The 14,944-nt window shown below is 68.3% G+C and carries 10 protein-coding genes and 1 tRNA gene; 7 read left to right on the forward strand and 4 right to left on the reverse strand.

Annotated features, from left to right (window positions below; translation table 11 throughout):
* Window positions 1–55: 55 nt before the first annotated feature.
* From KVY00_RS07445 to KVY00_RS07460, 4 genes are all read right to left on the reverse strand, one after another.
* Complete coding sequence (locus tag KVY00_RS07445) at window positions 56–1,264, reverse strand: cobalamin-independent methionine synthase II family protein (protein ID WP_223045043.1); 1,209 nt, start codon at window positions 1,262–1,264, stop codon at window positions 56–58.
* A gap of 64 nt (window positions 1,265–1,328) precedes the next feature.
* Window positions 1,329–3,062, reverse strand: coding sequence for an AMP-binding protein (locus KVY00_RS07450; protein ID WP_223045044.1), 1,734 nt, complete (start codon window positions 3,060–3,062; stop codon window positions 1,329–1,331).
* Between the two features lie 20 nt (window positions 3,063–3,082).
* Complete coding sequence (locus KVY00_RS07455; RefSeq protein WP_223045045.1) at window positions 3,083–6,244, reverse strand: hypothetical protein; 3,162 nt, start codon at window positions 6,242–6,244, stop codon at window positions 3,083–3,085.
* A 39-nt stretch (window positions 6,245–6,283) separates the two neighbouring features.
* Window positions 6,284–6,823, reverse strand: coding sequence for an adenine phosphoribosyltransferase (locus tag KVY00_RS07460; RefSeq protein ID WP_223045231.1), 540 nt, complete (start codon window positions 6,821–6,823; stop codon window positions 6,284–6,286).
* A gap of 211 nt (window positions 6,824–7,034) precedes the next feature.
* Here KVY00_RS07460 and KVY00_RS07465 point away from each other — a divergent pair.
* The 7 genes from KVY00_RS07465 (at window position 7,035) to KVY00_RS07490 (ending at window position 14,863) form a co-directional block, all read left to right on the forward strand.
* Window positions 7,035–7,108 (forward strand) — tRNA-Arg (locus KVY00_RS07465).
* Window positions 7,109–7,695: 587 nt separating this feature from the next.
* On the forward strand, window positions 7,696–7,830 hold the full coding sequence (locus tag KVY00_RS15560) for a hypothetical protein (RefSeq protein ID WP_255572824.1): 135 nt from the start codon (window positions 7,696–7,698) through the stop codon (window positions 7,828–7,830).
* Between the two features lie 261 nt (window positions 7,831–8,091).
* Entirely contained in the window at window positions 8,092–9,012 is a 921-nt protein-coding gene (locus tag KVY00_RS07470; protein ID WP_223045046.1) for a carbohydrate ABC transporter permease, read from the forward strand.
* The gene (locus tag KVY00_RS07475; protein WP_223045047.1) at window positions 9,009–9,887 is read left to right on the forward strand and encodes a carbohydrate ABC transporter permease; all 879 of its coding nucleotides are present in this window, start codon (window positions 9,009–9,011) and stop codon (window positions 9,885–9,887) included. Before KVY00_RS07470 ends, KVY00_RS07475 begins: the two co-directional genes overlap by 4 nt.
* Before the next feature lie 29 nt (window positions 9,888–9,916).
* Window positions 9,917–11,218, forward strand: coding sequence for an ABC transporter substrate-binding protein (locus tag KVY00_RS07480; protein WP_223045048.1), 1,302 nt, complete (start codon window positions 9,917–9,919; stop codon window positions 11,216–11,218).
* A gap of 73 nt (window positions 11,219–11,291) precedes the next feature.
* Window positions 11,292–12,341: a LacI family DNA-binding transcriptional regulator gene (locus KVY00_RS07485; RefSeq protein WP_223045049.1), complete on the forward strand. Its 1,050-nt coding sequence runs from the start codon at window positions 11,292–11,294 to the stop codon at window positions 12,339–12,341.
* Between the two features lie 179 nt (window positions 12,342–12,520).
* The gene (locus tag KVY00_RS07490) at window positions 12,521–14,863 is read left to right on the forward strand and encodes an FAD-dependent oxidoreductase (protein ID WP_223045050.1); all 2,343 of its coding nucleotides are present in this window, start codon (window positions 12,521–12,523) and stop codon (window positions 14,861–14,863) included.
* Window positions 14,864–14,944: the final 81 nt, after the last annotated feature.

Genomic DNA, 14,944 nt, shown 5'->3' on the forward strand with positions numbered 1-14,944 from the left:
TGCTGATGCAGAGCGCCTGGGTGCGAGCACGGGGCGCCGCGCCGGCAGCACCCGCTCAGACGCGAGTCGCGGCGCGCCGGGCGCCCTCGCCGAGCGATTCGAGCTTCGCCCACGCGATCTGCGGGTGCACCCGCCCGCCGAGGCCGCAATCGGTCGCTGCGATGACGCGCTCGGGGCCCACGATCCTCGCGAAACGCTCGATGCGCTGCGCCACCAGGTCGGGGTGCTCGACGAGGTTGGTCGAGTGGCCGACCACGCCGGGCACGAGGATCAGATCGTCGGGGATCAGGTCGCTGTTCTCCTCCCACACCGACCACTCGTGCTCGTGGCGGGCGTTGGCCGCCTCGAACGAGATCTGGCCCACGTTCGCGCCGAGCACGGTCTTAAGGATGTGCTTCAGCTCGATATCGGTCGTGTGCGGGCCGTGCCACGAGCCCCAGCAGAGGTGCAGACGCACCTGCTCCTTGGGCAGGCCCTTGATCGCCTCGTTGATCGCGTCGATGCGGATCTGCGTGAAGGCCTGGTACTCCTCGACGCTCGGCTCGGGGTTGATCTGATCCCAGTTCTCGGCGAGCGAGGGGTCGTCGAGCTGCACGATCAGCCCCGCGTCGGTGATGGCGCGGTACTCCTCGCGCAGCGCCTCGACCCACGCATCGATGTGCTGCTGCTCGGTCTCGTAGAAGTCGTTTCGCACGCGCGCCGCTGAGCCCGGAGCAATCGCCGTGAGAAAGCCGGTCTCGCCCTCCCCCAGCGCCGAGCGGAGGTTGCGGGTGTCGGCGGCCACCGCTTGCTGCCCCCGGTAGCTGATCTCACCGGTCGTGGTCGGGAACGCCGTGGCGTTGCGGCCGGTGGCGATGCCGCTCTCGGGGTCGCCGTAGGCCTCCGCGAAGATCTGCCGGTCGCGGCGGTCGAGGAACGACGTGAGCCGGATGCTGCCGGGCTCGGACCGGCGGGGCGGCTCATTGAACGCGTTGACCTCGGTCAGCGAGAGGCCGTTCACGCGCTGGAACGAGTAGCCCCACCAGGCGCCGTAGTCGACGGCGTTCGACATGGCCTTGCCGAACTCGCCGTCGCCCGGCTGCGTGATGCCGAGTTCGCGCTGCCGCTCGACCACGTCGCGCACCGCTTCGGTGACGAGCGCGTCGAACTCGGGCGTGGCTTTCAGGGTGAAGCCGTCGTCTTCGAACTCGCGGGCGGCGTTCGCCTCGATGAGGGCACGGGTGCGGGGCAGGCTGCCCGCGGTGGTCGTCTCGATGGTGCTCATGCTCCCAATCTAAACGAGGCCACCGACATTCAGGGCGAGTATGACGACAGATGACTCGGAGCCTTCAGCCCTTGAGGCCCGGGAAATCCTCCTCACGCCACTCGGTCGCGATGCGCTCGCCCGCGGCGTGCGCCGCCTCTTCGCGCTGCCGCAGCTCGACGCGCCTGATCTTGCCCGAGGTCGTCTTCGGCAGCTCGAAGAACTCGACGCGCCGCACGCGCATGTAGGGCGGCATCGCGACGCGGGCGTGGGCGAGGATCGCGCGCGCCGTCTCGGCATCGGCGGTCGCGCCGGCGGCGAGCGCGACATAGGCCTTCGTGACGTTGAGTCGGGTGCTGTCAGGGGCACCCACGACGGCCGCCTCGGCGACGAGCTCATGCTCGATGAGCGCGCTCTCGACCTCGAAGGGCGATACCTTGAAATCGCTCGACTTGAAGATGTCGTCCGTGCGCCCGACGAAGGTGAGCACGCCCGTCTCGGGATCCCGCTGCGCGACGTCGCCGGTGTGGAAGAAGCCGCCGGCTGTGGCCTTCTCCGTGGCCTCGGGGTTGCCGAAGTACCCGGGCATGAGGTTCACCGGTTCCGAGGCGAGCCGCAGACAGATCTCGCCCTCGGCGGCCTCCTCGCCGGTCAGGGGGTCGACGAGCACGGCGTCCACCCCGGGGAGCGGGCTCCCCATCGCGCCGGGCACGATCGGGTCGCCCGGCATGTTGCCGATGAGGCAGGTCGTCTCGGTCTGGCCGTAGCCGTCGCGGATGTCGAGGCCCCACCACTCGCGGATGCGAGCGATGACCTCGGGATTGAGCGGCTCGCCGGCCGAGACGAGCTCGCGCAGGCCGCGCGGCTTCCGATCGAGGCGATGCTGGATCAGCATGCGCCACACCGTCGGCGGTGCGCAGAAGGTGTTGACGCCGGCGCGATCGAGTTCGGCGACGAGCGCCTCGGGGTCGAAGCGCGCCTGGTTCGCCACGAAGACGGTCGCCCCGACCTGCCACGGCCCGAAGAAGCTCGACCAGGCGTGCTTGGCCCAGCCGGGTGCGCTGATGACGGAGTGGACGTCGCCGGGGCGCACACCGAGCCACGACATGGTGGTGAGGTGGCCGAGCGGGTAGCTGGTGTGGGAGTGCACGACGATCTTGGGCAGGCTCGTGGTGCCCGACGTGAAGTAGAGCAGCGCCGGGTCGTCGCTCGCGGTCGTCTTGCGGATCGCGGCGAGCGACGCGGATCGCGATTCCTCATAGCGCATCCAGTCGAAGAGCAGTGCGCGGTGATCTCGCGACGCGTTCTCGAGGCCGACACCCACTCCGCGATACTCGCCGGGAACCTCCGTGAACTTCGCCGCGTCCTCCGCCTCGGCGAAGACCCAGCGCACTCGACCCCGTTCGACGCGGTCCTGCAGCTCGTGCGAGCCGAGCACCACGGAAGTCGGCAGGATGATGACGCCGATCTTCAGTGCGGCCAGCATGATCTCCCAGAGCTCGACGCGGTTGCCGAGCATGAGCATCGCGACATCGCCCGGTTTCGCGCCGATGCTCCGCAACCAGTTGGCCACCTGATCCGAGCGCTGCTTCAGCTCGGCGAAGCTCCGCTTCGTCTCGGAGCCGTCCTCCTCGGAGATCCAGAGCGCCGTCCGGTCGTTGTTCTCGGCGATCGCATCGAATACGTCGTGCGCCCAGTTGAAGCGCGGACCGACATCGGGCCAGCGGAATTCGGAGCGGGCACGAGCAGGATCTCCCGCGAGGTCGAGCAACTGGTCGCGGGCCGAGAAGAAGGCGCGCGTGGCGTCGATGTCAGTCATGGTCTCTATTCTGCCCCTCGTCAGCGCTTCCTCCGAGCCGCACGGGCACGGGATCCGCTTCCGACATCCGCACCTAGCTCTCGCGCATCGGCTTCCGAGGCTCGGCGTCTGAGCACGAGCACGGCCTGCGTGATGACCGCCGCGAGCATCAGACCGCCCACAGCGATCCCGAGCCCGCCTCGCGCATCGCTGCCGCTCATCGTGGGCACCGTCCAGAAGAAGAGCACGCACTGCGCGACCGCGGCGAGAGGGATCGCGACGACGGCGGTCGCGGCGAGCGAGAGGCCGGCCCGGCGGGAGGTGCGCACGACGTATGCGATGACCCCGATCGATGCGGCGATGACGGCGCCCGCGAGACCCAGCAACATCGTGAATGGGAGCCGGTATCCGGTGAGGTAGCGATCGTACGCGCCCGTGTCGAGTCCCGCGAAGGTGCCCGGGACGAAGTCGATCCGCGCCCCGAGGTCGGAGCTCAGTCTCAGTTCGTGCTTGCCGAGCCAGGAGTTCACCTCCGGATCGACCTCGAACGGCTCCCCTGACTCCCCAGCCGCACTCTGCGATCCTGGGCGAGAGCCGACCTCGTCGACGTCGAGCGTCACCACGAGGGCGCCGTCGTCGCGCTGCTCCTCGGAGCCGATCCGCAGGTCGAAGGCATCACCGTGATCGTCGTAGACCCGGTTCTCATACACCCAGGGCCGCATCCAGTTGCCGTGCTCTCCCGGGTCCTTGCGTCGTTCGTGATCGGAGGCGATCCACCCCGCGTCGACGATCTCGCCGACCAGGTCGGGAGCGACCGTGAGCTGCACCCGCACGGGCCTCACGGGAGAGCGCCCCTCGAAGTATTCCCCGGCCGTGGTGTAGAACTCGTCTTCCCAGAACGAGTACCAGGCGGCCCATCGCACCTGCTCGTTCGAGTTCGCCGCTCCGGGGGCATCGACCGCCGCATTCGTCAGCGTGTACTCGACCTCGACCTCGTGCGATCCGTCGAGCACCTCCTCGAACTGGCTGACCACGGCCAGGCTCTCGCGCTGCGGCAGTTCGCGGAACGGGGCGGGCCGGCCGTCGACGCGCACCCCGCCCACCTCGAGCCCCAGATCCTGTCCGAATCTCCTCTCCGGCCATTCGCGAGCGAACTGCGGCACTCGGGATCCCGAACCGTCGAAGCGCACGGTACTGGTCTCGGTGACCTGCAACTCGGCACGGCCGTCGCTCGACCGCGACAGCTCGGCCTCGATCTCGAAGCCCTGCACCTCCGAGTAGAAGGTGCCGGGCAGCTCGTCGTGCCTGGTGACCGGGTCGACGGAGCTGTCGTACGGCGGCGGCTGCGTGGAAACCGCGATGACGGATCCGGCGAGCACCGCGACCGCCGCGGCGAGCGCGAGCAGCGCGGGGACCGAGACGAAGTGGTCCGTGCGCCAGCCGCCGGCCGGATCGGGATCGCCCGACTCGCGCGCGGCCTGGTCCACCACCGCGCGCCCCGCATCACGGGGACTCTCGAAAAGCAGCGCGTACGGCAGCAGAGGGTCGTCGAGCGGGCCCCGATCCCGCAGCCTCACCGCGCGGGCGTACGCCTCGATGCCCTTGAGCTGCTGCACGCTGAGCGCGCCCTCCCGGGTGAGCGGTCGCGGTCGCCGCACGGCCGCCACCGTCGCGACGGCCAGCAGCGTCGAGCCCACGACGAAGGCCACCGGCCACCAGACGACCAGCAGGATCACCTGGTGCGACAGCTGCCGCAGGAGCCCCCACTGCACGAGCGTGATGGCGACAGGCGCGAGCAGGAAGACGTCGCGCACGTAGCTGTCCGGCACCCATCTCAGGCCCCGCGCCTCGACCTCGCCGCCGACCCTCCACCGTCTCGTCCAGCGCCATGCCGACGGGGTGTTCCCCCACCTGCCGGCGCGTCGGCCGGCCCGAGCCGCTCCCGCGATCCGGCGGGCGCGCTCCTCCGCGCCGGGGGCTCGCTTCCCGCCGCCGCGTCGCCGCGCCGTCGGCCGCTCAGCCAGGGCATCGACCAGTTCCGCGTGCCGCGGTCTTCCCAGCAGCTGCGCCGCGAGCTCGGGCGAGAGGTCGTCGGGCGGCTCGCTTCGGGGCACGTACCAGGCCTCGCCCGCGCTGTCGGCCCAGACGATGCGCCTCGCGGCGAGGGAGAAGAGCAGCAGCAAGCCGAGCACCGCGAGCGGCAGCAGCGGGCCGTAGCTCTGCACCCAGAACAGCGTCGTCTTCGGCGGTTGCGCGAAGGTGCCCTCGCGGAAGCTCGCGTCGATCCAGATGTCGGCGTTGGGCGGAAGGGAGTCGTCGTTGCTGAAGGAGTAGCGCACCCCCGCCGCTGACTCGCCCTCGGGAGACAGCCACGCGGTGCCGCTGACCAGGAGCCACCCCACATACGCGCGAGGCTGGCGCACGAGAGCCTCGTCGAGCTCGGGAGCCAGAGTGAGCGAGACGTCGATGCCCTTGGTCGCCTGCGGCCAGGTGGGCGCGAAGAGCGGCCACGACAGACTGTCGACAGTGCGACCGGTCGCCTCGTCGGTCTCCGGCGCGATGAGATGGTGCAGCTCATACGCGATCGCGATCCGCGGCTCCCCCTCGAAGCGACCGCCGTCGGCGGGCTCGATGCGCACCGTGGTCGTGGTCGCGGCGCGCTCGACCTCGGCTTCGACCTCCTCGCCATCGACAGTGACGGCGCCGAGTTCGAACTCGACGTCGTGCCCCCGGAACTCGGTGACGATCGTGCGCTCGACCGCGGCCTCGGGTCCGTTGCGGAAGTCGGCCGTGTAGCTCTCCTCCACCCGCGACGCGAACGCGCCGTCGGCATCCCGCTCGACGACGTAGTCGATCTCGACGTCGCGCGCGATCCAGTCGACCTCGTCCACTTCTGCCGAGGCGATCACATCGTCGAAGTCCATGGGCTCGTTGATGACCGGGCCCACCAGCAGGAAGACGCCGACCGCCCCGATCAGACCGCAGGCGATCCTGATCATCCATCGCAGCGAGACCCCGCCCACCGCGCGCAGCCTCGCCTCGACGGCGGTGAGCACGCCCGCGAGCCATCTGAACAGCGCGGTGTGCTCGGGCTGCGGATCGGGGATCCGGCCCGTGTTCAGCAGCTCGGGATCGGACCCCTCCAGGTCGAAGGGATCGGACTCATGCCGCCCCTCGCTGCTCGCTCCCCGTGCTCCGCGCATGATCCGAGCCTAGCGACGACCACCGACATCGCTCGCGTCTCAACTGCGGAAGACGGTGTGCAGCCGACGGTCGGCGATCGCGTCGCGCCCACCGAGACCCTCGATCTCGAACAGCACCGCCGTGCCGGCCACCTCGTAGTCGAGCTTGCGGAGCACCTCATGCGCGGCGGCCAGGGTGCCGCCCGTCGCGAGCACATCGTCGATCACGAGCACGCGGGAGCCGCGAGGGAAATCGGCGTGCGCCTCGACCTCGGCGATGCCGTACTCGAGCGAGTATCCGACATTCGCGGCGGGGCGCGGCAGCTTGCCCGCCTTGCGGATCGGCATGAGCCCGGCGCCGCTCGCGTAGGCGGCCGCGCTCGCCAGCAGGAAGCCGCGGGCCTCGAGGCCGGCGACCACGTCGAACATGCCGCGGAACGGTGCGATGAGAGCGTCGACGGTGGCCCGGAAGGCAGCACCATCGGCCAGCAGCGGCGTGATGTCGCGGAAGAGGATCCCCGCGCTCGGGTAGTCGGGGATCTCGAGGATCAGCGACTCCGCTCGCTCGAGCTCGGCGCTCGAAGCGGGGAAGGCGGGCATGTTGAGATGGTCGTTCTGGATCTCCGGCACGTGAACCAGGGTAATCGGTGGAGCGGCCGGTCGGCGCGAGCAGAGCGAGTCGCTGACTCGAACTGGGAGGCCCGGTCCGCCAGGAAAGACGCGACACGCCCGCGCGACACGATCGGCCGACCCTGATTTGAGGAGCAGACCCGACTCGTGTAATGTTCTTCTGGTTGGTAAAGCCGACAATGCGCCCCTAGCTCAGCTGGATAGAGCATCTGACTACGGATCAGAAGGTCGGGGGTTCGAATCCCTCGGGGCGCGCAGATCTGAAGCCCCCGTCGCGATAGCGGCGGGGGCTTCTTGCTGCACCAAGACTCCATCGTAATCAACTTCGCCGAGCAGGAACGCGACCGAAGTACTCAGCAGTTTTGCCGCTGCTCGCATTTCGTTCAGTGGCCCGGGAGGTCAATGGGCGAGTCGATCTCGCCAAGGTCGATGTTGTGCGCGCTGTCGAGGAGACGGTGATCCGTGCTGCTGCTCGCGGCGAGCGGGTAGGGAACCCGGCGGCGTATGCAGCAGCGGTGATCGTGCGCAGTCCTGAGCAGTGGGTGGTCGGTGCGGAACAGCCGGCTCCGTTCGAGCCGCTGGGGCAGCACATCGAGGGATCGGAGTGGGAGCCCGAAGGTCACCAACGACGGGATCGCCTTCGGCGGCCTCGTGCTTCCCGTCGCCGACGAGGTGCGTGCCGCGATCAAGGGCGACCGCGTGACCGTCGGCGTGCACCCCGAGGACCTCACAGTCCATCCCGCGGGCAGCGAGGGCCTCAGTGTCACCGCCACCTCATCGAGGAGCTCGGCGCCGACGGCTACCTGCTCGGCTCAGCACCGCTCGTCGGCGAGAATGTTGCGGTGGTCGTGCGCGTCGACGGCCGTGACCACCCCGAAGAGGAGGAAACGGTCATCGTGCAGCCCTCACCGGAGCGTGTGCACCTGTTCCATGTCGAGACGGGCGACCGCATCGGGTCGCTCACGCGTCGCGGCTAGCCTCTCATGCAGCTTCGCGGGGTCCGAGGTGCTCGGTTCCCGCGAAGCTGCATCTGCGGCGCTCAAAACAGAATCCTGGGATGTCTCTTCTCTGCGCGGGTGTGCGCAGGCGCTCGGGCCAGGATTCCGCCGAACGGCCCGGCGATCTTGAACCGTTCCAAATCGGGGGTTGACGACTGAGGGCCGTCGCCCCTACGCTATGTGGACTGGTCCACATTGGAGTGGCCGATGTGCGCCGCCACTGACTGAAAGGATTGTCACGTGACGTTATCCACCGCCGCCGCGACGAAGCGCGGCCGAGGAGACGCGGGCCATCGGAAGTTCGCCTACCTCATGGCAACGCCCGCAATGATCCTCTTCATTCTGGTTATCGCCTATCCGCTCGTACAGGCCCTCGCATACGGCTTCACCAATGCGAGCCTGCTCACCGAGAGCGGTGAGATCATCGGCCTCACCGGGCTGACAGCGCTCCTCTCCGACGTCGCCTTCTGGCGCGTAGTCGGGCAGACGCTCATCTTCGTCGCCGGCACGACGGGCGGCTCCTTCATCCTCGCGCTCGCGATGGCGATGGCACTCAACACCCGCATCCGAGCCGTCTCGGCATGGCGCTCGGCGCTGCTGATCCCGTGGCTGCTGCCCGGCGTGGTCGTGTCGTTCCTGTGGGCCTGGATCTTCAACACGAACTACGGACTTCTGAACGGCGTCATCGCCTGGTTCGGCGGCGCTGGCGACACCAACTGGCTCGACTCTCCCACGTTCGCGATGATCGCCGTGGTGATCGCGAAGATCTGGACCACGTTCCCCTGGATGGCCGTGCTTCTGCTGGCCGCCCTTCAGGGCGTGCCCGAGGAGGTGCACGACGCCGCGGCGGTCGACGGAGCGAAGGGTTGGAAGAAGCAGTGGCATGTGATCCTGCCTCAGATCAAGCCCGCCATCGCGCTGACACTCCTTCTCGAGGCGATCTGGGGCTTCCAGCACTTCGAGATCCCCTACGTCATGACGGGCGGCGGCCCGGTGGGCTCCACCACCACACTCGCCGTCGAGCTCTACCAGGCCGCGTTCGAGCGCTTCGACCTCGGCGAGGCCGGCAGCATCGGCATCGTCTGGACCGCTCTGATGTCCATCCTGGTGGTCGTCTATCTCATCTATACATCACGCCAGGAGCAGGAGGCAAAGCGATGACCACCACCAGAATCATTCTGCTGGGCGACAAGAAGCGCAAGCGCCTCCCAGCCCCTAGAACGAAGTGGGGCATGGGTGCCCCCTACACGGCGCTCGCGATCGTCGGCGCGTTCGCGCTGATCCCAGTCGCCTGGATGATTGTGACCGCGGCCACCTCCGAAGCCGACGTCTTCCAGTTCCCGCAGTCCCTCGCGCGTGAGTATACGCTCAGCAACTACTGGTTCGTGCTGACCGACCCGACCCTGCTCGGCTTCGTTGCGAACGGCCTGCTCGTGTCCTTCGTTACCTGCTTCTGCAGCCTGCTGGTCGGCTTCTTCGCGGGATACGCCTTCTCGAAGTTCCGGTTCCGTGGGCGCACGACGATGATGTTCCTGATCCTCACGGCGCAGATGGTGCCGCAGGTCCTCCTGCTCGTCACGCTCTACACGGCATTTGACCGCGTCGGGATGCTCGACACCTACCTCGCGTTGATCATCTCGTACACCACCTTCACGCTCCCGCTCTCGGTGATGATGATGAAGAACTCGTTCGACGCGCTGCCGGACGCACTGCTCGAGGCCGCGAGGCTCGACGGTGCGAGCGAGCTGCGCACCATGTTCAGCGTGATGATGCCCGCGGTGCGCACGCCGATGATCGCGGTCTGCCTGTTCTCATTCATCCGCGCCTGGAACGACCTGCCGTTCGCACTGACGCTCGTGGATACCGAGCGTCAGACGCTCCCCGCAGGCCTCTCGCTTATGTTTACCGGCGAGTTCCAGAACGCGTACGGAGAGATGATGGCCGCCTCGATCATTACGTCGCTTCCCGTCGTCATCATCTTCTTCGTCTTGCAGAAGCACTTCGTCAGCGGCGCGCTGACCGGAGCCGTCAAGTGAGCCCGGCGCAGCGCGCTGAAGGAGGAATCATGAAGAGCAACATGCCTAGCACCCGCGGCGCCTCTGGGCTGGCCGGGATTCAACTCGGCAGGCGTGGCCTACTGCAGGCGGCAGGAGCCAGCGCCGTCCTCGCGTTCCTGGCGGGGTGCGCGCGGTCCGGCCACGAGTCCAAGGACGCCCTGGCCTTCACCTCGTGGACCTTCGCCGGCCGAACGGTGGGGCCCGTGCGACAGGCGGCCGAGCTCTACAGCGAGCAGACCGGCGTGCCCATCGAGACGAAGGTCTACCCGTTCGACAAGTACCTGAACCAGCTCGTGCTCGCCGCCCGCGGCGGCCGCATGACGGGCATCGTGCACATCGATGAGGAGTTCATGAGCACGCTCGCCACGGCGAACGTCATCAAGCCCGTCGACAGAGTGTTCGAGGAGTCGCTGTATCCCGAGTTCGTGCGGTCGGCCGGCTCCTATCGCGGCACGCGGTACGGCATGCCGTGGACGCAGTCGGCAATCGGGCTCGTGACCAACGCGGAGATGCTCGCCGAGCTGGGCGCGGATCCCGATGGGGTACGTTCTATCGATGATTTCACCGCGATGCTGCGGCAGGTCAAGAAGAGCGACAGCTCGATCCTGCCCTACGCGCCCTGCACCGACGTCACGCAGCTCAAGGATTTCATCCCCTGGGTCTGGTCCTTCGGCGGTGAGGTCTTCGACGGCACCAAGGTCACTCTGGGCGACGAGCCGTCGCAGAAGGCGCTCGACTACTGGAAGATGCTGCTCGACGAAGGGTTGATCCAGGCCGGTATCAACCGCGAGAGCTCGCGCACCCTGTTCGCGCAGGGCCGCGTGCCGATCTATGACGATGCTCCGCAGTCGTACGGGATCGTGCCCCCGATGTCGAACGATCCCGATCTGCGGAGCAAGATGTCGTGCATGGCACGGCCTGCCGTGAACGGTCAGGGCGCCAACCTCGTGTGGAGCCAGCCGCTCGTAGCGCTCGACGACAGCGACCAGACACTGGGGGCGCTCGAGTTCTTCAGCACCGACCTCGAATCGCAGAAGATCGTGTTCGAGGGGCAGGGATCGCCCCCCACGACGATCACCGCGCTCCAGGCCAACTGGTTTGCCGGCATCGAGTTCCAGGCGAAGTGGACGGAGACGATCGCGTCGAACGCGCGCCGCAACCCACTCTGGGAGTTCCCCATCGCGACGAGCGCACAGCGTGCCCTCGACGAGGCGGTCGAGCAGGGCCTTCGCGGATCCGCCTCGACGAAGCAGACGCTAGCGGACTGCCGCGACGTGCTCACCGAGCTGCTCGCGGTTGAGGCCGGGTGATGCGGGCGACCCCGGGCAGTGCGAGTCGCTGTGCCGACCCGTGATTTAGACTAGGGAGGCACAGGAGGTGGCAATGGCAGGCCAGAGGCAGGATCGTCCCGTCACGATTCGTGACGTCGCTCTTGCGGCTGGCGTGTCGAAGTCGACCGTCTCTTTCGTCTACTCGAACCCCGGCCGCGTCAGCGAAGCGAACCGGCAGCTCGTGCTCGACACTGCCGAACGGCTCGGCTTTCGGCCGAACTGGGCCGCGCGCACGATCAACTCGGGCGACGGCGGCTTCACCGGGATCCTGCTGGCCGATCTCCACTCGCCGCCGTTCGCGCGGCTCGTGGACTACGCCCGCACCGAGCTCCGCGCGATCAACCGCATCGCGCTCATGACCTCGGCCAACCCGGTCGGAGCGGAGAGCGGCGCATCCGACGACATCGGGATGGACAGCGAGACCCTCGGGTTCTTCGGGGACCTGCGCCCGCGCAGCCTGCTCGTTGTCGGGTCGCTCGCCGACATGTCGTCGCTCGCGCCACTCGTTGAGGGCATCCCGACGGTCCTCGCCGGCGGTATCAACCAGGAGCTACCCTTTGCTGCCACCGTCCGCACGGACCACGATGCCGGCCTGCGCCTGCTCGTCGAGCACCTCCGCGAGCAGGGCCACACGCGCATCGCGCACCTGGGCGGGCTCGGCGGGCCGGTCGGCGAGGCCCGTGCGGCCGCGTACGCGCGCGCGATGGAGGCCGCGGGGCTCGGCGCGGAGATTCGCGTTGAGCGAGCCGACTTCTCCGAGGCGTCGGGATACCTGGGTGCGCAACGCCTCATGCGCTCCGCGGAGCCGCCGACCGCTATCACGACGGTCACAGATCTGACGGCGGTGGGGGCGCTCGCGGCGGTCGCCGACCACCCGGGCGTGGCGGTCACGGGCTACGGTGACACCGAGATCGCCGGCTATCGCCTGACGCAAATGACGACCGTGCGTGCGCACAACGGTGAGATCGGCCGGGTGGCCGTCAGCGAGCTGTTGCGAGCCGAGGAGTGCCACGTCGCCCGACGCAACGGCGCCGAGGCCGCGCCCGCGGAGCGGCGCGAGGTGCTCGTCGAGCCTGCGCTTGTGGTGCGCCGCACCGCCTGATCTGCCTGCCACGGTGGTGCTGCGCGGGGGGAGCTGTGGTGCCAGCGTGCTCGGGACGCCGGGGATCCCGATCTTGTGGACCGTTTGACAAGATCAACTTCGCGAGCGTAGCATCTGTGGAACGGTCCACAACGAAGTGATCACAGCCTGGTGCTTCGAAACCCAACGAAAGGCGAACATTGAAATCCATCACCGAGACATACGATCTCGTCGTCGCAGGCGGCGGACTTGCGGGGTTCTCCGCAGCCATCGCCGCGGCACGTCACGGCGCAAAGGTCGCGCTCGTGCAGGACCGCCCGGTGCTCGGCGGTAACTCCTCCTCGGAGGTGCGCGTCACCCCGCACGGCGCCGCAGCCTTCCACGGCTACGCACGCGAGACCGGCATCATCGCCGAGGTGCTCGTCGAGGACCGCGCCAAGAACCACGCGATCATCCGCGAGAACGGCTGGACGAACAGCGTGTGGGATCTGATCCTCTACGACCTCGCCGAGCGCACCGAGAACCTCACCCTCCACCTCAACACCCCCGTCCTCGGCGCCGAGGTCAGGGACGGCCGCATCGTCGCGGCGCTCGCGAAGGTGCTGAACGCCGAGGTCGACCTGCGGCTCGAGGGTCGCATGTTCGTCGACTGCACGGGAGACGGTACGCTCGGCGCGCTCGCCGGCGCCGAGTGGATGCGCGGGCAGGAGGCCTCGAGCGAGTTCGACGAGCCGCTCGCGCCAAAGGAGCGCGGCGACGGCTCTATGGGCAGCTCGCTGCACTTCAAGACGGTCGACGTCGGCCGCCCAGTCGAGTTCCACGCCCCCGACTGGGCCGTCAGGTACGACGATCCCAAGTTCTTCACCGACGGCGGCCGCCTGATCCCGACCCTCGAAAGCGGGTACTGGTGGATCGAGATCGGCACCCCATGGGACACCCTCTACGAGAACGAGGAGATTCGGCACGAGCTCACCCGCCACGTGCTCGGAATCTGGGACTACCTGAAGAATCGGGATCCCTACTGGTCGCAGCACGCGGGAAACCTCGCGCTCGATTGGGTGGGCCAGGTACCCGGTAAGCGCGAAAGCCGCCGCCTGCTCGGCGAGTACGTTGTCACCGAGAACGACCTGCGCCGCTCGGACCCCTTCGAGGACGAGGTCGCGTTCGGTGGCTGGTACGTCGACCTGCACACGATCGGCGGTTTGCTCAAGTCGGTCGGTGAGCCCGTGACCGCCGCGCGCCTGAAGAATCCCGAGACGGCGCAGGGCTCGGCGGAGTATGTCGGTCCGTTCGGCCTGCCGATGCGCTCGCTCGTGTCGAAGGACCTCTCGAACCTATTCTTCGCCGGTCGCAACATCTCGACCACCCGCGTCGCGCTCGGTTCGACCCGCGTCATGGGAACCGCGGCTGCGATGGGCCAGGCCGTTGGCACCGCGGCGGCGCTCATCGACACCCCGGAACCGGACCTGCGCGCCGAGGTACCCGGCCTCGTGACCGACGTGCAGCAGATCCTGCTGCGCGACGGCTGCTTCCTGCCGTCGGTCGTGAACGAGGACGATGAGGACCTCGCCCGCAAGGCCACCGTTACCGCGTCGAGCGAGGACCACGTCAGCGGCGTCGGCCCGAACACACCGAACCGGCTTGGCAGCATCGATCAGTGGCGGGGCTACCCGGTCTACCCGTTCACGGGAGCACTGCGCAGCCGCACGGCGCAGTGGATCGCCCACGGCGGCGACCGCGAACTGCGCACGATCTCCCTCGCATTGAAGAACACCTCGGATGCGCCGATCTCTGTGCCCGCGACCCTTCACCACGTCGACCACATATGGTCGTACGATGCCGACCCGGGCGAGCCGATCGCGACGACGACGTTGACCGTCGCGGCGGGCGGCCCGCACTGGGTCGACTGGAACGTCGACCTCGACGCCGACGCGCTCGGCGACACCCCCGGCTACGTCAGGATCGACCTCGCCGCCACTGACGACGTCGAATGGGTTGTCAGCCCGCACGTGCTGCCCGGCCAGATCGCGGCCTACGAGAACTCGCCCGGCCGCTACCGCCGCTTCGGCGGTGGGCAGACGCTGAGCTTCAAGGTCGACCCTCCGCAGACGCCTTACGGCCCCGAGAACGTGATCTCGGGGGCTACCCGCCCGCACCGCGCCGCGAACCAGTGGCGCAGCGACCCGTCGTCGCCGCTGCCACACTGGATCGAGCTCGCGTGGGACGCACCGCAGCAGGTCTCGCAGGTGCAGCTCACCTTCGCCGGTAACCTGTTGCGAGAGTACCATGCCTACCCACCGCTCCACCGTGACCCGCAGTCCGTAAGAGCCTACGACCTGCAGGCGTTCGTCGACGGCGACTGGGTCACCGTCGCTTCCGAGTCGCACAACTACTCGAATCGCGTGGTGCACGACTTCGACGCGGTGACCACCGATCGGCTGCGCGTGGTGGTGCAGGCGACCAACGGTGATGACGCGGCGGGGATCTATGAGATCCGCTGCTACGACGAGCGGAGGTGCACCCCCACGTACCAGAGCAACTGAACTATGTCGTAGGAGCGGCGTCCCGGATCACCTTTCACTCCAGGTCCGAGGCGCCGCTTCGGCGTGTGCGCGGCACACTTG

This window comes from Leucobacter tenebrionis (assembly GCF_019884725.1).
In the GTDB taxonomy this organism is placed as follows: domain Bacteria; phylum Actinomycetota; class Actinomycetes; order Actinomycetales; family Microbacteriaceae; genus Leucobacter; species Leucobacter tenebrionis.